The sequence below is a fragment of the Modicisalibacter sp. 'Wilcox' genome (assembly GCF_010993675.1).
Classification (GTDB): Bacteria; Pseudomonadota; Gammaproteobacteria; order Pseudomonadales; family Halomonadaceae; genus Modicisalibacter; species Modicisalibacter tunisiensis.
Genome location: NZ_WNXF01000001.1, coordinates 112,980 through 133,190, shown reverse-complemented (window position 1 = coordinate 133,190; position 20,211 = coordinate 112,980). Strand labels below are relative to the sequence as shown.

At 67.6% G+C, this 20,211-nt stretch carries 18 protein-coding genes; 14 read left to right on the top strand and 4 right to left on the bottom strand.

Annotated features, from left to right (window positions below; translation table 11 throughout):
* Window positions 1–95: 95 nt before the first annotated feature.
* Complete coding sequence (locus tag G7A98_RS00585; protein ID WP_163647548.1) at window positions 96–578, bottom strand: PAS domain S-box protein; 483 nt, start codon at window positions 576–578, stop codon at window positions 96–98.
* A gap of 171 nt (window positions 579–749) precedes the next feature.
* On the opposite strand from G7A98_RS00585, the gene G7A98_RS00580 reads away from it, so the two are divergent.
* Window positions 750–1,745: a class I SAM-dependent methyltransferase gene (locus G7A98_RS00580; RefSeq protein WP_163647547.1), complete on the top strand. Its 996-nt coding sequence runs from the start codon at window positions 750–752 to the stop codon at window positions 1,743–1,745.
* Between the two features lie 22 nt (window positions 1,746–1,767).
* On the opposite strand, the gene greB is transcribed toward G7A98_RS00580, so the two are convergent.
* Window positions 1,768–2,307, bottom strand: coding sequence for a transcription elongation factor GreB (gene greB, locus G7A98_RS00575; RefSeq protein ID WP_163647546.1), 540 nt, complete (start codon window positions 2,305–2,307; stop codon window positions 1,768–1,770).
* Window positions 2,308–2,475: 168 nt separating this feature from the next.
* On the opposite strand from greB, the gene G7A98_RS00570 reads away from it, so the two are divergent.
* The 7 genes from G7A98_RS00570 (at window position 2,476) to cysN (ending at window position 8,383) form a co-directional block, all read left to right on the top strand.
* The gene (locus tag G7A98_RS00570) at window positions 2,476–3,111 is read left to right on the top strand and encodes a hypothetical protein (protein ID WP_163647545.1); all 636 of its coding nucleotides are present in this window, start codon (window positions 2,476–2,478) and stop codon (window positions 3,109–3,111) included.
* A 99-nt stretch (window positions 3,112–3,210) separates the two neighbouring features.
* Window positions 3,211–3,840 carry an NUDIX domain-containing protein gene (locus G7A98_RS00565; protein WP_163647544.1) on the top strand — a complete coding sequence of 210 codons (630 nt, stop codon included), beginning with the start codon at window positions 3,211–3,213 and terminating at the stop codon, window positions 3,838–3,840.
* Window positions 3,841–3,843: 3 nt separating this feature from the next.
* Window positions 3,844–4,296, top strand: coding sequence for a DUF1249 domain-containing protein (locus G7A98_RS00560; RefSeq protein ID WP_163647543.1), 453 nt, complete (start codon window positions 3,844–3,846; stop codon window positions 4,294–4,296).
* 85 nt (window positions 4,297–4,381) lie between these two features.
* Window positions 4,382–5,116, top strand: coding sequence for a phosphodiesterase (locus tag G7A98_RS00555; protein ID WP_163647542.1), 735 nt, complete (start codon window positions 4,382–4,384; stop codon window positions 5,114–5,116).
* 135 nt (window positions 5,117–5,251) lie between these two features.
* The gene (gene cysD, locus G7A98_RS00550; protein ID WP_163647541.1) at window positions 5,252–6,163 is read left to right on the top strand and encodes a sulfate adenylyltransferase subunit CysD; all 912 of its coding nucleotides are present in this window, start codon (window positions 5,252–5,254) and stop codon (window positions 6,161–6,163) included.
* 292 nt (window positions 6,164–6,455) lie between these two features.
* Entirely contained in the window at window positions 6,456–6,815 is a 360-nt protein-coding gene (locus G7A98_RS00545; protein ID WP_163647540.1) for a four helix bundle protein, read from the top strand.
* A gap of 125 nt (window positions 6,816–6,940) precedes the next feature.
* On the top strand, window positions 6,941–8,383 hold the full coding sequence (gene cysN / locus G7A98_RS00540) for a sulfate adenylyltransferase subunit CysN (RefSeq protein ID WP_163647803.1): 1,443 nt from the start codon (window positions 6,941–6,943) through the stop codon (window positions 8,381–8,383).
* A 117-nt stretch (window positions 8,384–8,500) separates the two neighbouring features.
* On the opposite strand, the gene cmoB is transcribed toward cysN, so the two are convergent.
* Entirely contained in the window at window positions 8,501–9,496 is a 996-nt protein-coding gene (gene cmoB / locus G7A98_RS00535) for a tRNA 5-methoxyuridine(34)/uridine 5-oxyacetic acid(34) synthase CmoB (RefSeq protein WP_163647539.1), read from the bottom strand.
* Window positions 9,486–10,253 carry a carboxy-S-adenosyl-L-methionine synthase CmoA gene (gene cmoA, locus G7A98_RS00530; protein ID WP_163647538.1) on the bottom strand — a complete coding sequence of 256 codons (768 nt, stop codon included), beginning with the start codon at window positions 10,251–10,253 and terminating at the stop codon, window positions 9,486–9,488. Before cmoA ends, cmoB begins: the two co-directional genes overlap by 11 nt.
* A 174-nt stretch (window positions 10,254–10,427) precedes the next feature.
* Between cmoA and pgi the strand changes: the two genes are divergently transcribed.
* The 6 genes from pgi (at window position 10,428) to G7A98_RS00500 (ending at window position 20,203) form a co-directional block, all read left to right on the top strand.
* Window positions 10,428–12,092, top strand: a complete 1,665-nt coding sequence (gene pgi / locus G7A98_RS00525) for a glucose-6-phosphate isomerase (RefSeq protein ID WP_163647537.1) — start codon at window positions 10,428–10,430, stop codon at window positions 12,090–12,092.
* Window positions 12,093–12,119: 27 nt separating this feature from the next.
* Window positions 12,120–12,764 carry a YqiA/YcfP family alpha/beta fold hydrolase gene (locus G7A98_RS00520; RefSeq protein WP_163647536.1) on the top strand — a complete coding sequence of 215 codons (645 nt, stop codon included), beginning with the start codon at window positions 12,120–12,122 and terminating at the stop codon, window positions 12,762–12,764.
* Between the two features lie 35 nt (window positions 12,765–12,799).
* Window positions 12,800–14,680 carry a DNA topoisomerase IV subunit B gene (gene parE / locus G7A98_RS00515; RefSeq protein ID WP_163647535.1) on the top strand — a complete coding sequence of 627 codons (1,881 nt, stop codon included), beginning with the start codon at window positions 12,800–12,802 and terminating at the stop codon, window positions 14,678–14,680.
* A gap of 162 nt (window positions 14,681–14,842) precedes the next feature.
* Window positions 14,843–17,098, top strand: a complete 2,256-nt coding sequence (gene parC, locus G7A98_RS00510; RefSeq protein WP_163647534.1) for a DNA topoisomerase IV subunit A — start codon at window positions 14,843–14,845, stop codon at window positions 17,096–17,098.
* Between the two features lie 90 nt (window positions 17,099–17,188).
* A complete protein-coding gene (gene serB / locus G7A98_RS00505) occupies window positions 17,189–18,409 on the top strand; it encodes a phosphoserine phosphatase SerB (RefSeq protein WP_163647533.1) in 1,221 nt (406 codons plus the stop codon).
* 81 nt (window positions 18,410–18,490) lie between these two features.
* Entirely contained in the window at window positions 18,491–20,203 is a 1,713-nt protein-coding gene (locus tag G7A98_RS00500; RefSeq protein ID WP_163647532.1) for an HD domain-containing phosphohydrolase, read from the top strand.
* Window positions 20,204–20,211 lie beyond the last annotated feature (8 nt).

Below are 20,211 nucleotides of genomic sequence, written 5' to 3'. Positions count from 1 at the left end.
ATGAACCAGGTAGTCCGGTTCTCCTTCGCTTTATCAACGGCGGCCAAGTAAGCGGCTATGGCTTCAAGTGTGGTTATGTAGGGCCTATCAACCAGTTAATCCGTTGTGAGTTTTGCTTGTCGCCCACCTTTCAATTTCGCATAGCAACCAGATAATCCGGATACCCCCCGAAAGATGCTGAAGTAATGGCTGAGCTGGCCCGAAGCGGTGTGGACCGCGCTGATGGTGGTCTGGGCGATGAAGTGATTGCCGCTCCTGTGGCGATTCTTGATGTTGCCGCTCCAGAACCCCTTCTCGGCGACATCGAAGAAGAGGTTCTGGTAAAAGCCCGCACTGTGCTTGCCCGAGGAGAGGATGTGCGGTTTCTTGCCGAGAATCTCCTCGCGCGGGTAGCCGGTGATCCGCGTGAAGGCCGGATTGACGTCGATGATGATCTTGCGGGCATCCGTGATCAGGATACCCTCCTGGCAATGCTCGAATATCGCCCGCATCAGCCAGGGGCGGAGGGTGTCGTCTTCAGGGCTGCCGGAAACAAGAGGGGAGTCGAGAGACGCCGGGCCTGGGTCGGTCACGTTCACGGTTCCTTGCGATAGAATCCTGGCCGTTCGCTGGCCGGTTTGTTGTCATGGGCGCCGGCTCTTCGTCGCCATGCTGTTGTTTGCGAGATATTTCACCACGTTACTCGGCGTTTCAATACTTGAGTCTGATTCAGATCATGGAGGAAGCATGAATTTCCCTGGAGCCATGCCATGAGTCCCGTCACCCCGACATGCCAGCTGCTGGATCGCCAGGCCCTCGACTATCGCGGCTGGCTATGGGTCGCGCCACCGGATGACCCCTGGCTGGGCGACGCCGGCGGCACGGTATGGAGTACCGATGCCGCGATCGCCGCGACCTGGCGGGCGCGCGGGGTGACGGTGCATGACGACCTGAATGCCGATCCGGGCGTGCCGCCGGGGGCGGTGCTGTTCTGGCCCAAGGCCCATGCGCTGGGGGAGTGGTGGTTGCTGGCGCTGTGCCGTGCGCTGCCGGCCGGCACGCCGCTGCAGGTGGTGGGCGAGAACCAGGGCGGCATCCGGCGGGTACTGAAGGTGCTGGCGGCGCTGGGGCTGGGCTGTCGCAAGCGCGACAGTGCACGGCGCTGCACCCTCTTCGAAACCCGGGTGGGGGCGGTGCCGCTCGACCCCGACGCTGTCTGGACGCAGTTCGAGGCGGCCGGCCTGACCCTTGCGAGTCATCCCGGGGTGTTCGGCCACGGCAAGCTGGATGACGGCACTCGCCTGCTGCTCGACCACCTGCCCGCCGGGCTGGGGCAGGACGGCGAGCGGCTGCTCGACGTGGGCTGCGGCGACGGCGTGATTGCAGCGTATCTGGCCCGCCGGGGCGGGGCGGTCACCGCGCTCGACGTCAACGCCTTCGCCGTCGAGGCCACACGACGCACCTTGTCGGCCAATGACCTGGACGGGCGGGTGCTGGCCAGCGATGTCTACGCGGCGCTCGACGCGCAGGAGCGCTTCGCCGCCATCGTCAGCAACCCGCCGTTTCATCAGGAGCGGCGCATCGATTACGGGCCGACTGCCCGGCTGATCGAGCAGGCGCCACGCCATCTCGAGCCGGGCGGCAGTTTGTGGCTGGTGGCCAACGCCTTCCTGCCCTATGCGGATCGGCTCGAAGCCGCCTTCGGTGGCTTCAGTATCATCACCGACGACGGGCGCTTTCGGGTCTACCGCGCCGTGCGGCGCTGAGTCGCCGAGTCAGGGTGATACCTCAGCGCGACGGGTCGCGATAGTCGATGGCAGTGATGATATAGGTGGTCTCGCCGCCGGGGGCGGCCACTGTCACCTCGTCGTCGAGCGCCTTGCCCAGCAGGGCCCGGGCCAGCGGCGCATCGACGCTGATCCAGTGCTTGCCGGTGTCGGTCTCGTCGTGGCCGACGAGGCGGATGGCCATCTCTTCGCCGTCCTCGTCCTCGAGGGTGACGAAGGCGCCGAAGTAGACGCGCCCGGTATCGGCCGGCAGACGGTCGACCACCTGCAGCTCGTCGAGCCGCTTGCCCAGGTAGCGAATGCGCGCGATGACCCGGTTGAGCTCCTTCTTGTTGTAGGTGTAGTCGGCGTTTTCGCTGCGATCGCCCAGCGCGGCGGCCTCGCCGACCTTGGTCGACAGCTCGGGACGGCGTACCCGCGAGAGATGCTCGTGAATACCCTTGAGCCGGGCGAACCCCTCGGGGGTGATGAGGTTGCTCTTCTTCTCCTGGCGCGGGTCCTTGGCCGGATCCCGCCAGCGCGTCATGTTGCGACCTTTCATGGCGGCACTCTCTATGGGGACAACGGTGGCGATGGTGACAACCTGAGTACCCTACGCAACCGCGTGCGAGCGGCCAAGCACTTGTGACATGCGAGCGAGGCTGTCTGGCGAATCATTCAAACGTTCGTTACATTGCAGGGGTCATCCATTCACTGTCGGGAGCCGTTCATGCGACTGTCCTTTCCATGGCGCACTCTGTCGGGTGCCTTCGTATTGCTGCTGGCCCTGCCGGCCATGGCCGGGGAGGCTTCGGTATTTCCCCTGATGCATCGCTGGGCGCACATCAACTATCGTATGCACGGCGAGGCCCAGGAGACGGCTTTCGCCGCTCTGGCCGATGACGCTGCCGGCCTGGCCGAGACGCATCCACGCAACGCCGAGGTGCTGACCTGGCAGGGTATCATCCTCGCCTCCGAGGCCGGCGCGAGGGGAGGGTTGGGAGCGCTCGATCTGGCCAAGCAGGCTCGGGATGTGCTCGAGCGCGCGATCGACATCGATCCGCAGGGCGATAATGGGTCGGCCTATGTGACGCTGGGCACGCTCTATGCCCGGGTGCCGGGGTGGCCGATCAGCTTCGGCGACGACGAGCGGGCGGAGCGCCTGTTGAAGAAAGCCGTCGCCATCCGCCCCGAGGGCATCGATACGCGCTATTTCTATGCCGCCTTTCTGCATGGTCAGGGGCGCGATCCGGCGGCTCTCGACCAGGCGCTCAAGGCGCAGCAGGCGCCGGACCGGCCGGGGCGCGAGGCATCCGACAAGGGGCTGCGCGAGGCGATCGGGCGTCTCGTCGCCGAACTGCGCTGATCCGGACGCTGCCGGAGCGGCTTGGCAAGGGCGGGGCGGCCCGGGATAATGAGGCGCATTGTGCCTGAACGGGGCGCCCAGCCGGCCAGCGGAGGAATCATGACCGACGAGATCGAAGCAGGGCGCGCGCAATTCGGCAGCGAGGATGTCGAGCGCGTGGCGACCGAGTCGCTGTACCAGGGCTTCTTCAGCCTGGAGCGACGCCGCCTGCGCCACCGCCTCTTCGAGGGCGGATGGAGCGACATCGTGACCCGCGAGGTGCATGTGCGCCGCGATGCCGTGGGGGTGCTGCTCTACGATGTCGAGCGCGACCATGTGGTGCTGGTGGAGCAGGTGCGAGCCGGTGCCCTGAACGACCCGGTCAGCCCGTGGAAGCTCGAGCCCGTCGCCGGGCTGGTCGAGCCCGGCGAGAGTCCGGCCGAGGTGGCCCGGCGCGAGGCGGTCGAGGAGGCGGGCTGCTCGATCGACGAGCTGATCGAGCTGTATCGCTACTACCCGAGCCCGGGGGCCTGCGACGAGCAGGTCACGCTGTACTGCGGCCTGGTCGACAGCGAAGGCGTGGGCGGCGTGCACGGCCTGGCCGAGGAGCACGAGGATATCCTGGTGCATGTGCTACCCTTTGCCCGCGCCTGGGAACTGCTGCAGACAGGGCGACTCGACAACGCCATGTGCCTGATCGCCTTTCTCTGGCTGTCCCGTGAACGCGCCTCACTGCGAGCAAGGAGGTAATCCGTGGCCAGGACCGCTTATGTCACCGACCTGAAGTCACTCCAGGCCGAGTGCTCGGCCAACTACCTGCGGCTGACGCGGCTGGTCGACGACCTGGAGGCCGGGGCGGTGCGCGAGGTGCCGCTGTCCGGCCACGCCGGGCGCTTCGGCACGCTGTGGCTCGAGGTGGCCGAGTGCGCCCCGTACACCACTATCCTGCGGGTCGCCCAGACCGGCGTGCTCGACGGCATCATCGACTCGCCGCGCATGACCGTGCACCTCTACCATGACGTGCGCATGGCCGAGGTCACCGACTTCCAGCGTCAGCGCCATTTCCATGGTCGTTACCGCTACCGTTATCCCAATCCGCGCATGCATCAGCCCGACGAGAAGCTCCAGCTCAACCGCTTCCTCGGCGAGTGGCTGGAACACGGCCTGGCCCACGGCCACGCCGCCGATCTGACCCCGCTGCGCTGAGCCCCTCTCCGTCTGCCGGCAAGCCCCGGCCGGTGGTTCCCCTCGGCACGCCGTGCCGCCCGTCCTTCCAGGAGTTGATTGTCCGATGCGGCTGATCCAGGTCACCGATTGCCATTTGCACGCCGACCCCGAAGCCCGCTCGCGGGCGGGGGTGCCGTTCCGCCAGCTCGAGGCGGTGCTCGAGCGGGTACGCGCGCTGCGCCCGGATGTGCTGCTGGTGACCGGCGACGTCAGCCAGGACGAGACGCCCGCCTCCTATGAACTGGCCGCGCGGGCCTTCGCCGGCGTGGACTGCCCCTGGTTCTGGCTGGCCGGCAATCATGATCGGCCCCAGTACATGGCCGAGGCGCACGCACTGCTCGACGAGGTGGATCTGGGCGACTGGCGCCTGCTGCTGCTGGATTCGCGAGTCAGCGGTCAGGTGCACGGCGAGCTGGGGCAGACACAGCTGCAGGAGCTGGCCCTGCGACTCGAGATGGACGACCGGCCGACGCTGCTGGCGCTGCACCATCCGCCGGTCGAACTGGGCTCGGCCTGGATGGATGCGATCGGCCTGCTGGACCGCGAGGCCTTCTGGCAGACCCTGGCGGCCTATGCCCAGGTGCGTGCGGTGCTGTTCGGCCACGCCCATCAGCCCTTCGCGGCGCGCCACGCCGGCACCGGTGGCGAGATCGCCATCTACGGTTGTCCGGCCACGGCGGACCAGTTCCTGCCCAGCTCGCCCACCTTCGCCGTCGACGAGGCCTCGCGGCCGGGGTGTCGGGTGGTGGACCTGGAGGACGAGGCACTGACGACCTGGATCGAGCGGGTGACACCCTGAGCGTTATGCTATAGGGAAATTAAAGAATGTTTCTTAATTCTTGGACGTTATCCAAGGTCGCTCGGTAACGTACTCTCATCCCTGTTCCCCCGGTTCGGCGGGAACGCCACCGGTCATGAGAGGTTGCAAGCCGAGATGCTTTCTCCCGAGCGACAGACCCACCTGAAGCAGCTCGAAGCCGAGTCGATCCATATCATCCGTGAGGTAGCCGCCGAGTTCCGCAACCCGGTGATGCTCTACTCCATCGGCAAGGACTCCTCGGTGATGCTGCACCTGGCGCGCAAGGCCTTCTACCCGGGCACGCCGCCGTTCCCGCTGATGCACGTCAACACCACCTGGAAGTTCCGCGAGATGATCGAGTTCCGCGATCGCATGGCGGATGCGGTGGGCATGGAGCTGATCGAGCACATCAACGAGGAAGGCCGAGCCGCCGGCATCAACCCCTTCGACCACGGCAGCGCCAAGTACACCGACATCATGAAGACCCAGTCGCTGAAGATGGCGCTGGACAAGTACGGCTTCGACGCCGCCTTCGGCGGGGCGCGCCGCGACGAGGAGGCCTCGCGGGCCAAGGAGCGGGTCTACTCGTTCCGTGACAAGTACCACCGCTGGGATCCCAGGAACCAGCGTCCCGAGCTGTGGAATCTCTACAACGGCAAGGTCAACAAGGGCGAGTCGATCCGCGTGTTTCCGCTCTCCAACTGGACCGAGCTGGATATCTGGCAGTACATCTACCTCGAATCGATCCCCATCGTGCCGCTGTATTATGCCGCGCCGCGGCCGGTGGTCGAGCGCGACGGCATGCAGATCATGGTCGACGACGAACGGATGCCGCTGGAAGAGGGCGAGGTTCCCGAGGAGAAGTGGGTGCGTTTCCGCACCCTGGGCTGCTACCCGCTGACCGGCGCGGTGGAGTCACGCGCCGCCACCCTGCCCGAGATCATTCAGGAGATGCTGCTCACCCGGACCAGCGAGCGCTCCGGGCGGGCCATCGATCATGACCAGGCCGGGTCGATGGAACGGAAAAAACGAGAAGGCTACTTTTGAGCTACGGGCTACGGGCTACGGGCTACGGGCTACGGGCTACGGGCTACGGGCTACGGGCTACGGGCTACGGGCTGTCATCATGCTGCTCGAAGCTCGAAGCTCGAAGCTCGAAGCTCGAAGCTCGAAGCTCGAAGCTCGAAGCTCGAAACTCGAAGCTCGAAGCTCGAAGCTCGAAACTCGAAGCTCGAAGCTCGAAACTCGAAGCTCGAAGCTCGAAGCTCGAAGCTCGAAGCTCGAAGCTCGAAGCTCGAAGCTCGAAGCTCGAAGCTCGAAGCTGGCCCAAGGAGGCCTCATGCGACACGAACAGATGGAAGTCTGGCAACGTAGCAAGCAGCTCAGTGTCGCTGTCTATCGCGAGCTCGGTGGCCTTAGGGATTTTGGCTTCAAAGATCAAATCACGCGCTCGGCGCTCTCCATCCCCAGCAACATTGCGGAAGGCTTCGAGCGGTTTACCGAGCGGGAAAAATTTCGCTTCGTTTCCATCGCCAAAGGTTCCTGTGGCGAGTTTGCCACGCAGACGTTGATCGGTATTGAGGTCGGCTACATTCCGGAAGACGTGGGGCAGCAATGGCGAAGTGAAGCAATGGCGCTGTCTCGCATGCTCGGCTCTCTACTCAAAATCCTGGCCAGTCCTTCAGGAGCCAGCCGCTAAACATGAAGGGGGTGGGCCTGCCCGTAGCTCGTGGCTCGCAGCTCGTGACCGGCGCGAAGCGCCTGCTCGCAGCTCGTGGCTCGATGCGCGTAGCGCGCGTGCCCCCACCAGATGGAGAAATGACTGTGTCCCACGCCTCGCCGAAGATCGCGGAAAACATCGAAGCCTATCTTCAGGAGCACGAGCAGAAAGACCTGCTGCGCTTCATCACCTGCGGCAGCGTCGACGACGGCAAGTCGACGCTGATCGGCCGGCTGCTGCACGACTCGAAGATGATCTACGAGGACCAGCTCGCCGCCATCACCCAGGCCTCCAAGACCAGCGGCACCACCGGCGAGAAGGTCGATCTGGCGCTGCTCGTCGACGGGTTGCAGTCCGAGCGCGAGCAGGGCATCACCATCGACGTCGCCTATCGCTACTTCTCCACCGACCGGCGCAAGTTCATCATCGCCGACACCCCCGGCCACGAGCAGTACACCCGCAACATGGCCACCGGCGCCTCCACCGCGAGCCTCGCGGTGATCCTCATCGACGCCCGCCACGGGGTGCAGACCCAGACCCGCCGGCACAGCTTCATCGCCGACCTGCTGGGCATCCAGCACCTGGTGATCGCCGTCAACAAGATGGACCTGGTCGACTACTCGCAGGCGCGCTTCGACGAGATCGTCGCCGACTACCGGGCCTTCGCCGAGAAGCTCAACGCCCGCGACATCCGCTTCGTGCCGATCTCCGCGCTGGACGGCGACAACGTCGTCAACCCGAGCGAGGCGATGGCCTGGTACTTCCAGGGCGACTACGTCGGCGAACCGCTGCTCGAGCTGCTCGAGACCGTCGAGATCGCCCGCGACAGCAACCTCTCTGACCTGCGCCTGCCGGTGCAGTACGTCAACCGCCCCAACCTCGACTTCCGCGGCTACTGCGGCACGCTGGCCGCCGGCATCCTGCGCCCCGGTCAGGCCGTCAAGGCACTGCCCTCCGGCAAGACCGCCACGGTCGAGCGGCTGGTCACCTTCGATGGCGATCTTGACGCCGCCTATCCCGGTCAGGCGATCACCGTCACCCTCGATGACGAGATCGACGTCTCGCGGGGCGACTGGCTGGTCGCCGCCGACGCCGAGGTGCCGCTGTCGAACGCCTTCGAGGCCGACATCGTGTGGATGCACGACACCCCGCTGGAGCCCGGCAAGCTCTACGACCTGAAGCTCGCCACCCGCGACCTGGCCGGGCAGATCCGCGGCATCGACTACCAGATCGACGTCAACACCCTCGAGCACCAGCGTGCCGAGCGGCTCGCGCTCAACGCCATCGGCCGCTGCTGGGTGGAACTGACCGCGCCGGTGCCGGTGGACGACTACCGGCAGAGCCCGGGGACCGGGAGCTTCATCGTCATCGACCGGCTGAGCAACGTCACCGTCGGCGCGGGGATGATCCGGGACGTGGCCGAAGGCGAGGGGGGCGATCCCCGCCAGGTCGACTGGCAGGCCTTCGAGATCGAGTTCAATACTCTGATCCGCAAGCATTTCCCGCACTGGGAAGCCAAGGACGTCCGCGAGTTGTTCCGGGGCTGATTGCCGCACTGATTGACGCACCGGGTTCGAACGTTGCTGGCTCCGCCGAGAAGATCGGCGGGGCTTTTTTGTCGCCAATGACCTCGGTCAAGCGGCGCAGGCGTAGCGGACCTTGGGCTACTGCGGCTTGCGGGCGATCAAGACGGCGCGGCGCGGCGCCGGATAGCCTTCGGCGGTGCGCGAATGGTCCGCGGGGTCGAGGAAGTCGGCCAGCGACTGGAAGGTCATCCACTCGGTCGCGCGCTGCTCGTCGAGGCTGGTCGGCGCCTCGTCGACCACCCGTATGTTCTCGAAGCCGCAGCGCGCGAGCCAGCCGGCTAGCGCCCGGGACGAGGGCAGGAAATAGACGTTGGGCATGCAGGCATAGCGCTCGCCGGGCATCAGCACGGTGGTCGCGTCGCCCTCGACCACCAGGGTCTCGAGGACCAGCTCGCCGCCCGGACGCAGGGCGGCGCGCAGTTGCTGCAGATGCTCGAGGGGCGAGGCGCGATGGTAGAGCACGCCCATCGAGAACACCGTGTCGAAGGCGGCGAGATTCGGCGGCACATCCTCGATGCCCGCGGGCAGGAAGTGCGTGCGCCCGCCATCGGCGTCACCGACGAAATGCCGGACCGCCTGAAACTGCCAGTAGAAGCGTGGCGAAGGGTCGATCACCAGCACGAAGGCGGCCCCGGCGCCGGCCATGCGCCAGGCGTGATAGCCATTGCCGCCGCCCACGTCGAGCACCCGGCGGCCGGTCAGCGGCGCGAGGTGCGGCGCCACACGCTGCCACTTCCAGTCCGAGCGCCATTCGGTGTCGATGGTGGTACCGCCCAGGCGGTAGGGGCCCTTGCGCCAGGGCATCAACGCCTTGAGCAGGTTATGGCAGCGCCGCCGGTCGGCATCGGACAGCGCGACGTCGACGCTCACCGTATCCCGGTCCAGGGTGACCTGCCGTTCGGCGGGCAGCTCGGGCAGCTTGGCCACCGCCTTTTCCCAGCCGGGCAGGTCGCCGTGGCGCCGGCGGTCGAGGCCTCGGGCGAGTTGCTCGGGCAGGCGCGCCAGCCAGCTGTCCAGCCCCTGGTCGACGAAGGCGTGATAGAGGGCCCTGCGGGCACGCGCGTCAGGCGTCATGAGGGCGGCCTCCGGGGCGGGCCTTGAAGGCGATCATCGAGGCGAAATTGAGATACTGGAACCAGGTGGTGACGCGCTCGAAGCCGAGCCGTTCCAGCCGGGCATGATGGGTCGTCAGGCTGTCCGGGCGCAGCACGTTCTCCAGCGCGGTGCGCTTCTGGCTGATCTCCAGGTCGCTGTAGCCGTTGGCCCGCTTGAAGTCGTGATAGCGCTCCACCAGCCAGGCGTTCTCCGCCTCGTCCTCGGCGACGACCTTTTCCGAGAGAATCAGCACGCCGCCCGGCTCCAGGGTCGCGTAGAGCCGCTCGAGCAGGGCATCGCGATCGGCGGGGTCGAGAAACTGCAGGGTGAAATTGAGCACGATCAGGCTGGCTGGGCGGTAGTCGATCTCGCGGATGTCGCCCTGCTCGATGGTGATCCGGTGTTCGGGGCATTCGGTGGTCAGGGTCGCCCGGGCCCGCTCGACCATGGCCGGGGACAGGTCGATCCCGGTCAGGGTGAAGGCCTCCGGCGGCAGGCGTCCGGCCAATGCCAGCCCCACCGCGCCCAGCGAACAGCCCAGGTCATAGACGTGGCCGCCGTGGCGCAGGTGGCGCTCGGCGATCACGCCCAGCATGCCCAGGATCTGCCCGTAACCGGGAATCGAACGACGGACCATGTCGGGAAAGCAGGCCACGACCTGTTCGTCGAAGGAGAAGGACGCGACCCGATCCAGGGGTGTCGTGAAGATCGCGTCACGGTAAGATGCATCACTCATGGACATTCGCCGTGGGTGCTAGGGTGGCATGACAGGGCGTGGTCGGGGCCGGGAAGGCGGCCGTCGCCCGCGACGGGGCACTAGTTTACGCATCGCCCCGACGACTTGCACCCGCCCGCGGCGGTCCAGGGCAAGGTTGCACGAGTGTAACAAGGACGGTTCAAGGAGATGCCGATGAGCACCACGATGATCGATCAGCACCCCGCCTGGCAGGCACTGCGCGAGCATGCCGACACGATGCGCGACATTCACCTGGCCACCCTGTTCCAGGAGCCGGGGCGCTATCCCGATTTCAGCCGCCGGGCCGCCGGGCTGATGCTCGATCTTTCCAAGCAGCGCTGGCGCCACGAGACGCTCGACAAGCTGCTTGACCTGGCCCGGGCCGCCGGTGTGCCCGAGGCGATCGGCCGTCTGCTGGCCGGCGAGCGGGTCAACGTCAGCGAGGATCGCCCGGCGCTGCATACCGCGCTGCGCCTGCCGGCGGATGCCCGTCTGGTGGTCGACGGCGAGGACGTGGTGCCGGCCGTGCACGCCACCCTCGACAAGATGGCGCGCATCGTCGAGCAGTGTCATGCCGGGCAGTGGCGGGGCGCCACCGGCAAGGCGGTGACCGACGTGGTCAACCTCGGGGTCGGCGGGTCCGACCTGGGACCGCTGATGGTCTCCCACGCCCTGGCCGACTATCGCCCCCGCGACATCCATCCGGTCGAGGTGCACTTCGCCTCGACCATGGACGGCTCCCAGCTCGCCGACTATCTGACTCGCTTCAATCCGGAGACGACGCTGTTCGTGCTGTCGTCGAAGTCGTTTACCACCGTCGATACCCTGTCCAACGCGCGCACCGCCCAGGACTGGCTGATGAGCCACCTGGTCAACGGCGACGGCGACCGCGAGCTGGTCCAGCGCCAGCACTTCATCGGCGTCTCGGCGAGCCCCGAGAAGATGAGCGAGTGGGGCATAGCCGAAGATCACCAGCTGGAATTCTGGGAGTGGGTCGGCGGGCGCTATTCGCTGTGGGGCGCCATCGGCCTGCCGATCGCCCTGGCGGTGGGCATGGACAACTTTCGCGCCCTGCTCGCCGGCGCCCATTCGATGGACCGCCATTTCGCCGAGGCCGAGCTCGAGGCCAACCTGCCGGTGCTGCTGGCGCTGGCGGGTATCTGGAACAACAACTTCCTCGATATCCGCGCGCATTCGATCCTGCCCTACGACGGTCGGCTGGAGTTCTTTGCCAGCTACCTCGAACAGCTGGAGATGGAATCCAACGGCAAGTCGGTGACCAACCACGGCGAACTTACCCGCTATTCGACCTGCCCGGTGCTCTGGGGGCAGCTGGGTCCCAATGCCCAGCACGCCTTCTACCAGCTGCTGCACCAGGGTACCCAGGCGGTGGAGTGCGACTTCATCGCGCCGATGCGCCGCTACGACCGCGTCGAGGACGAGGCGACCCGCCGGCATCTCAAGAACCAGCATCGTCTGACCCTGGCCAACTGCTTCGCCCAGTCGCGGGTGCTGATGCTGGGCGACGAGGCAATCGACGACGACGGCCCGCGGCCGAGCCACAAGCGTTACCGGGGCAACCAGCCGTCGACCACGGTACTGCTCGAGCGGCTGACTCCCGAGACCCTGGGGTCGCTGATCGCGCTCTACGAGCACAAGGTCTTCGTCCAGGCGACGATCTGGGACATCAACCCCTTCGACCAGTGGGGGGTGGAACTGGGCAAGAAGATCGCCACCCAGACCGAGCGTGTGCTGGCCTCCCGCGAGGGCGTCGAGGCCCTCGACGAATCCAGTCGTGGCCTGATCGAGGCGGTCTGGGAGGCGGAGTCGCGCAATTGATGCTGTTTATCCATCCAGGTTTTGGGTATGCTGAATGACCGCCTGACCACGGCGCCGGTCGACGGCGTGCTCTACCTTCACGGCTTCAACAGCGGCAGCGCCTCGCCCAAGGCGCAGTTGATGCGCGCCGCCTGCAAGCGCCTGCGTCACGGTGCCGACTCGCTGGCCTGTCGCACGCCGCAATTGTCGCATCGTCCGGACGCCGCCCTGGCGCGGGCCGAGGCCGAACTGGCCGAACTCGGCGACAACGTGCTGCTGGTGGGCAGCTCGATGGGCGGCTTCCTGGCCAGCGTGCTGGCCGAGCGCCACGCCCTGCCGGCGGTGGTGATCAACCCGGCGGTGGCCCCGGCCCGGCTGGTCGAGGCCTGGCAGGGGCAGGCGTTCGTCAATCCCTACAACGGCGAACGTTTTACCGTCGAGGCGGCGCACCGGGAGGCGCTGGCGGCCATGACGCCGGCGCGCCTGACGCCCGAGCGCTACCTGCTGCTGCTGGGCACCGCCGACGAGACCCTCGACTGTCGCGACGCGTTTCGCGCCTATCGCGGCTGCCGCATGCTGATCGAGCCGGGCGGCGATCACGGCTTCGGCCATCTGGCGGCCTACCTGCCCGCGGTGCTGGCGCATGGCGGGCACACCTTCGTCGGCCCGGTCGACGCCGTGGCGGCGCCCTGAGTCAGCGACATCATCGACAGCTTCATGGATACCGCATGACGCAATACAGTGCCTCTTCCATCGAGGTCCTCTCGGGCCTCGAGCCGGTGCGCAAGCGCCCCGGCATGTACACCGACACCACGCGGCCCAACCACCTGGCGCAGGAAGTCATCGACAACAGCGTCGACGAGGCGCTGGCCGGCTACGCTCGGGAGATTCGCGTCCGGCTGCTCGATGACGGCGGCATCGAGGTCAGCGACGATGGCCGCGGCATGCCCATCGACATTCATCCCGAGCACGGCCTGTCGGGGGTCGAACTGATCCTCACCAAGCTCCACGCCGGCGGCAAGTTCTCGCAGTCCAGCTACCGCTTCTCGGGCGGCCTGCACGGCGTCGGGGTCTCGGTGGTCAATGCGCTCTCCGAGCGCCTCGAGGTCGAGGTCTGCCGCGACGGCAGTCGCCATGCCATCGCCTTCGCCAAGGGCGAGAAGGTCGAGGAACTCAGCGTGATCGGCAGCTGTGCCAAGCGCGCCACCGGCACGGTGGTGCGCTTCTGGCCCGAGACCGCCTACTTCGATTCGCCCAAATTGTCGCTGCCGCGGCTCAAGCACCTGCTGCGCGCCAAGGCGGTGCTGTGCCCCGGCCTCAAGGTGGTGCTCACCGAGGCCGATGGCGCCACCAGCGAGTGGCAGTACGAGGACGGCCTGCGCGACTACCTGGCGCAGACCAACGACGGCTTCACGGTGCTTCCGGAATCGCCCTTCGTCGGCCATTTCGCCGACGACGAGCAGGGCGTCGACTGGGCGATCCAGTGGCTGCCGGAGGGGGGCGAGCCGCTGATGGAGTCCTACGTCAACCTGATCCCCACGCCGCTCGGCGGCACCCACGTCAACGGCCTGCGCTCGGGGCTGCTCGAGGCGCTGCGCGAGTTCTGCGACTACCGCAGCCTGCTGCCGCGCGGCGTCAAGCTCACGCCGGACGACCTGTGGGAGCGGGTGTCCTTCGTGCTCTCGGTGAAGATGCTCGACCCGCAGTTCGCCGGCCAGACCAAGGAGCGGCTGTCGTCGCGCACCGTGGCCGGCTTCGTCTCCGGGGTGGTCAAGGATGCCTTCTCGCTGTGGCTCAACCACCACGTCGACCAGGCCGAAGCGCTCGCCGAACTGGTGATCAGCGCCGCCCAGCGCCGCCAGAAGAGCGCGAAGAAGGTGGCCCGCAAGAAGGTCACCGCGGGACCGGCCCTGCCCGGCAAGCTGGCCGACTGCTCGGGGCAGGACCCGGCGGCCAGCGAGCTGTTCCTGGTCGAGGGCGACTCCGCCGGCGGCAGCGCCAAGCAGGCCCGGCATCGCGAGACCCAGGCGATCCTGCCGCTGCGCGGCAAGATCCTCAACACCTGGGAGGTGGATTCCCACGACATCTACAACTCCCAGGAGGTCCACGACATCGCCGTGGCGATCGGTGCCGACCCGGGCAGCGGTGACCTGACCAAGCTGCGCTACCACAAGATCTGCATCCTCGCCGACGCCGACTCCGACGGCCTGCATATCGCCACCCTGCTGTGCGCGCTGTTCGTGCGCCACTTCCCGGCGCTGGTCGATGCCGGTCACGTCTACGTGGCGATGCCGCCGCTGTACCGCATCGACCTCGGCAAGGAGGTCCACTATGCCCTCGACGAGAGCGAGAAGGCGGCGATCCTCAAGCGCCTGGAGGGCAAGCGCGGCACGCTAAACGTCCAGCGCTTCAAGGGCCTCGGCGAGATGAGTCCGCTGCAGCTGCGCGAGACCACCATGGCGGCCGACACCCGGCGGCTGGTGCAGCTGACCCGGGCCGACGGCGACGGCACCGGCGAGATGCTCGACATGCTGCTGGCCAAGAAGCGGGCCGCGGACAGGAAGAGCTGGCTGGAAGACTACGGCAACCTGGCCGATATCGAGGTCTAGTCCCTTCGGGGAGCTGCAAGCGTTAAGCCGTAAGCTGTAAGAAAAATCCGTCGATCATGGAGTGGCTTGCCGCTTCAAGCTTACGGCTTACCGCTCTTCCCGGACGTATCGTGCGGGCACCGCCCGCGAAGTTTCCATGATGGCAGACAGGGCCCCGTACCCATGACCATGGATATCCACGTGGAGGAGGGCGACGTCGAACGCCTTTCCCTGAAGGAATACACCGAGAAGGCGTACCTCGACTATTCGATGTACGTGATTCTCGATCGCGCGTTGCCGCACGTCGGCGACGGCATGAAGCCGGTCCAGCGGCGCATCATCTACGCGATGCGCGAGCTGTCGCTGACCGCCAACGCCAAGTACAAGAAGTCGGCGCGTACCGTCGGCGACGTGCTGGGCAAGTTCCACCCGCACGGCGACAGCGCCTGCTACGAGGCGATGGTGCTGATGGCCCAGCCGTTCAGCTACCGCTACCCGCTGGTCGACGGCCAGGGTAACTGGGGCAGCCCCGACGATCCCAAGTCGTTCGCGGCGATGCGCTACACCGAGGCGCGGCTGTCGAAGTTCTCCGAGGTGCTGCTCGGCGAGCTCGGTCAGGGCACCGTCGACTGGATGCCCAACTTCGACGGCACCCTGAACGAGCCGGCGGTGCTGCCGGCACGCCTGCCGCACGTGCTGCTCAACGGCGCCACCGGCATCGCGGTGGGCATGGCCACCGACATCCCGCCGCACAACGTGCACGAGGTGGTCGAGGCGACCTGTCATCTGCTGCGCCACCCCGAGGCCACGGTCGGGGATCTCGTCGCCCATGTGCCGGCTCCGGACTTTCCCACCGAGGCGGAGATCATTTCCTCGCGGGCCGATCTCGCCAGGCTCTACGAGAGCGGGCGCGGCTCGGTGAAGCTGCGTGCCCGCTACAGCCTGGAGGAGGGCAGCGTGGTGGTCACCGCGCTGCCCTACCAGGTGAGCGGGTCCAGGGTGCTCGAGCAGATCGCCGACCAGATGCAGAAGAAGAAGCTGCCGATGGTCGCCGATCTGCGTGACGAGTCGACCCACGAGACGCCCACGCGGCTGGTGATCGAGCCACGCTCCAGCCGCGTCGACATCGAGTCGCTGATGGCGCATCTGTTCGCCACCACCGACCTCGAGAAGAACGTCCGCGTCAATCTCAACGTCATCGGCCTCGACGGTCGCCCGCGGGTGCTGTCGCTGGCCGAGATGCTCGGCGAGTGGCTGCGCTACCGGCGGGCCACGGTGCGCCGGCGGCTCGAGCATCGGCTGGGCAAGGTCGAGGATCGCCTGCATCTCCTCGAGGGCCTGCTCGTCGCCTACCTCAACATCGACGAGGTGATCCGCATCATCCGCGAGGAGGACGAGCCCAAGCCGGCGCTGATCAACGCCTTCGGCCTCTCCGAGCGCCAGGCCGAGGCGATCCTCGAGCTGCGCCTGCGCCACCTGGCGCGTCTCGAGGAGATGAAGATCCGCGGCGAGCAGGATGACCTCCAGGCCGAGCGCGAGCGACTCAAGGAGCTGCTCGGCAACGACGCGGCGCTCACCGACCTGATCGAGGAGGAACTGCGCGAGGCCGATCGCGAGTACGGTGACCCGCGCCGCTCGCCGATCGTCGAGCGCGAGGAGGCCCGCGCGCTGTCCGAGGTCGAGCTGATGGGCGCCGACCCGGTCACCGTGGTGCTCTCCGAGAAGGGCTGGATCCGCAGCGCCAAGGGCCACGAGATCGACCCGGCGGGGCTTTCCTACAAGGCCGGTGACCGCTTTCATCTGGCGGCGCGCGGCAAGACCAACCAGCCGCTGGTGCTGCTCGACGACAGCGGGCGTGCCTATACGCTGAGTGCACACAACCTGCCCAGCGCCCGCAGCCAGGGCGAGCCGATCACCGGGCGCATCAACCCCGCCGCCGGCGCGCACATGGTGGGGGTGCTGCTGGCGCCGCCCGAGACCCGCTACCTGCTGGCCTCCGACGGCGGCTACGGGTTCCGGTCCTCGCTCGAGGCGCTGACCGGCAAGAACAAGGCCGGCAAGTCGGTGCTCAGCGTGCCCAAGGGCTGCAACGTCCTGCCGCCGCGCCGGGTGCCGGACTCGACCGAGGGCGCCCGGGTCGCGGTGGTGTCCAACGAGGGGCGGTTGCTGGTCTTCGAGCTCGATCAACTGCCGGAGATGGCCAAGGGCAAGGGCAACAAGATGCTCGACATCCCCGGTGCGCGTGCCGCCCGGCGCGAGGAGTTCGTCCGCGACTGGGTCGTGCTGGCCTCGGGCGAGCCGCTGGTGGTGCAGGCCGGCAAGCGCAAGCTGACCCTGAAGCCCGACGATCTGGCGTATTATGCCGGTGAGCGTGGCCGGCGCGGCAGCAAGCTGCCCCGCGGGTTCCAGAAGGTCGACCGGCTCGAGGCAGGCTCCTGAGCTTCGGGCTTCGGGCTTCGGGCTTCGAGCCGGGGTGGCCGCTTGCGGCGCCTGGCCCGAGTTCGTCGCGACTCATGACGTGAGGATGCAATGACACAACGATTTCTGATCCGTGCCACGGGCAGCGCCCAGCCCGGCCAGCTGGCCGGCCTGGGCAAGGCGCTGGCCACCTGCGGCGCGCGGCTGCTGGACATCAACCAGAGCGTGACCTTCGGCATCGTCGACTTCGAGGCGCTGGTGGGCCTCGACCACGATGCCAGCCTCGAGGCCACGCTGGCCGAGGCCGGCGACCACCTGGGGCTCGATGTCCAGGCCATCCAGGTCGCCGCCGAGGACTACCATCGCTGGAGCGCCCAGGCCAGCCGGCCGCGGTTGATTCTCACCCTGCTGGCGCCGCGTCTGCCGGCGGGGATTCTCGCCGAGGTCGGCGCGCTGACCGCCGAGCACGGCCTGACCGTGGAACTGATCCACCGCCTGTCGGGGCGTGAGCCGCTGGGCGGCACCCCGCTGGACGGCGAGGCGCCCGAGCACGGTGCCTGCGTGGAGTGCTGGCTGCGCGGCGAGGAAGTCGATCTCGAGGCTCTGCGAGAGCGGGCGCTGGCGCTGGGCGCCATGCACGGCGTGGACATCGCCATCCAGGAGGACTCGATCTGGCGGCGGCATCGTCGGCTGATCTGCTTCGACATGGATTCGACGCTGATCCAGACCGAGGTGATCGACGAGCTGGCGCGACGCCACGGCGTCTTCGAGGAGGTGGCCGCGGTCACCGAACGCGCCATGCGCGGCGAGCTGGATTTCCAGCAGAGCTTTCGCGAGCGCATGGCCAGGCTCCGGGGGCTCGACGAGTCGGTGCTGGCCGAGATCGCCGAGAGCCTGCCGCTGATGGACGGCCTCGAGCGGTTGATGGCCCACCTCAAGCGGCTGGGCTATCGCACGGTGATCCTCTCCGGCGGCTTCACGTATTTCGCCCGCCACCTCCAGCAACGCCTGGGGTTCGACGAGATTCATGCCAACGAGCTGGTGATCGAGAACGGCAAGGTGACCGGCGAGGTGCGCGAGCCGATCGTCGATGCCGATCGCAAGGCGGCGCTGCTCGCCGAGATCGCCGAGCGCGAGGGGCTGCGCCTCGAGCAGACCATCGCCGTGGGCGATGGCGCCAACGACCTCAAGATGCTGGCCACCGCCGGGCTGGGCATCGCCTTTCGGGCCAAGCCGCTGGTGCGCCAGCAGGCCCGGCAGTCGATCTCCACGCTGGGCATCGATGCCGTGCTCTATCTGATCGGCTATCGCCACGGGGACCTGGAAGCCTGATTTCGTGGCCTGATCACCCACTCATCGGGAGCGGCCGCGTCAGGGAGGCCGGGCCGCTCCGTCCCGACGGGAAACACATCCATGGAGACACTCAGCGAGACACCGACCCAGGTGGTCGATCATCCGCGGGAAATCGCCGACATGCTCGAGGGGCTGACGCAGCCCGGCGATATCTCGCTGATCTTCGAGGACCGGGCGTCGGTGCCGCACTCCGTTCTGCTGGTCGAGTACCAGGAAGGCGAGCACCTGATACTCGACGTGACGGCGGTGCCGGAGGTGGCCAGCGGTCTGGTGGCGGAGCGTCCGTTCCGGTTGTCGGGGCAGGCAAGCGGGGCGATGGTCTCGACCCACCCGATGACGGCAAGCCCCATGAACGGCACGCCCGGACGCCTGCGCTTCTGGTGCCCGTACCCCGGAACGCTCGACGTCTGGCACCGCCGCCATGCCTTCCGGGCCGAACTCAGGTCGGGCATGCAGGTGTCCGTGGAGATCACGCTCGACACCGGCGAGACGACGCGCACGATCCGCGGTGAACTGCTGAATCTCTCGCTGGGCGGCTGCCTGCTGCAGCTGCCCCTCGGCGAGGCGGTGCACCTGGAGCAGGGCCAGACGCTCGATCAGGTCGTGGCGATCTTCCCCAGCGGCCAGCGCCTCGAGGCACGCGGCGAGGTGCGTCACGTCACCTCGGATGATCGCTGGCAGCGGGCGCTGGTCGGCTTTGCCTTCGACGACACGGCGCCGCGTTTCGAGCGTCTGGTGTGGTATCTGGTCAAGGAGATCGAGCGCGAGAGCGCCCGGGACGCCGTCAACGGCCGCAACCTGGCGCCGTCGCCGCTGTTCCAGGCGCCCGCCGACAAGGCGTCGCTGGCGGCCCAGACCGCCACCGAGACACGCTATGCCACGCCCATGGCGCGCCGTCTGGCCAAGGTGGCCGACCTGATCAATGCCCAGGTGCTCGAGCTCAAGCAGGGCCAGCGCGTGGACAGCGCCCGGCTGTCGAAGGCCAGCGACCTGCTGCTGAGCCTGCTGGAGCAGGACCGCGAGGCGGTACTGTTCGCGACCGGCTGCCTGCATCGCGAGCCGGTGATCGTGCAGCACGGCATCGCCGTGGCCGCGCGACTGGCCGACCTGGTGGCCAGCCGCCAGGTCCCGCGCGAGCTGCTCAAGGCGGTCGTGGCCACGGCGCTGGTGCACGACCTGGGCAAGGCGCTGCTGCCCGATGCGCTGCTGGCCGCCCGGCAGCTCGACGAGGCGCAGTACCGGCAGCTGACGGAACACGTCGAGACGCTGCGCGAGCGCCTCGGCGAGTGTCGCTGGCTGGCGCCGGACGTCATCAGGAGCGTGGTCGTCGAGATCAACGAGCGCCTCGACGGCAGCGGCTATCCGCGGGGGCTGTCGGGCGAGGCGCTGTCGACGCTGGGCCGGGCCGCCGCGGTGGTCGACGTCATGGATGCCATGGCGCGGCGCCGCCCGGACCGCCCCGCCCGGGGCATCGAGGCCATCTATCGCCACCTGCTGACCCACGGCGAGCAGTTCGATTCCCAGTGGGCGCAGCGCTATATCCGCCGCTTCGGCCTGCAGCCGATCGGCAGCCTGGTGGCCTATACCAGCGGCGCGGTCGGCTGGGTCCATCGGCTCGACGAGAAGGGCAACCCGGCGCTGGTGCACGTGGTGCGCAACCGCTTCACGCCTGACCGGCGCCTGGACCAGTGGGCCCGGGGGCGCGAGATCGAGCGCCTGGGGCGCTTCGAGCAGCTGCTCGACCCGGAGGGCGAAGGCTTGACCCCCTGCTAAGGCGCGGT

Bases quoted from the DNA above. Each gene is read 5' to 3' on its own strand.
- G7A98_RS00580 (WP_163647547.1), top strand. From the start codon at position 750: ATGAGTCCCGTCACCCCGACATGCCAGCTGCTGGATCGCCAGGCCCTC.
- greB (WP_163647546.1), bottom strand. From the start codon at position 2,307: ATGAAAGGTCGCAACATGACGCGCTGGCGGGATCCGGCCAAGGACCCG.
- G7A98_RS00570 (WP_163647545.1), top strand. From the start codon at position 2,476: ATGCGACTGTCCTTTCCATGGCGCACTCTGTCGGGTGCCTTCGTATTG.
- G7A98_RS00565 (WP_163647544.1), top strand. From the start codon at position 3,211: ATGACCGACGAGATCGAAGCAGGGCGCGCGCAATTCGGCAGCGAGGAT.
- G7A98_RS00555 (WP_163647542.1), top strand. From the start codon at position 4,382: ATGCGGCTGATCCAGGTCACCGATTGCCATTTGCACGCCGACCCCGAA.
- cysD (WP_163647541.1), top strand. From the start codon at position 5,252: ATGCTTTCTCCCGAGCGACAGACCCACCTGAAGCAGCTCGAAGCCGAG.
- G7A98_RS00545 (WP_163647540.1), top strand. From the start codon at position 6,456: ATGCGACACGAACAGATGGAAGTCTGGCAACGTAGCAAGCAGCTCAGT.
- cmoB (WP_163647539.1), bottom strand. From the start codon at position 9,496: ATGACGCCTGACGCGCGTGCCCGCAGGGCCCTCTATCACGCCTTCGTC.
- cmoA (WP_163647538.1), bottom strand. From the start codon at position 10,253: ATGAGTGATGCATCTTACCGTGACGCGATCTTCACGACACCCCTGGAT.
- pgi (WP_163647537.1), top strand. From the start codon at position 10,428: ATGAGCACCACGATGATCGATCAGCACCCCGCCTGGCAGGCACTGCGC.
- G7A98_RS00520 (WP_163647536.1), top strand. From the start codon at position 12,120: ATGCTGAATGACCGCCTGACCACGGCGCCGGTCGACGGCGTGCTCTAC.
- parE (WP_163647535.1), top strand. From the start codon at position 12,800: ATGACGCAATACAGTGCCTCTTCCATCGAGGTCCTCTCGGGCCTCGAG.
- parC (WP_163647534.1), top strand. From the start codon at position 14,843: ATGACCATGGATATCCACGTGGAGGAGGGCGACGTCGAACGCCTTTCC.
- serB (WP_163647533.1), top strand. From the start codon at position 17,189: ATGACACAACGATTTCTGATCCGTGCCACGGGCAGCGCCCAGCCCGGC.
- G7A98_RS00500 (WP_163647532.1), top strand. From the start codon at position 18,491: ATGGAGACACTCAGCGAGACACCGACCCAGGTGGTCGATCATCCGCGG.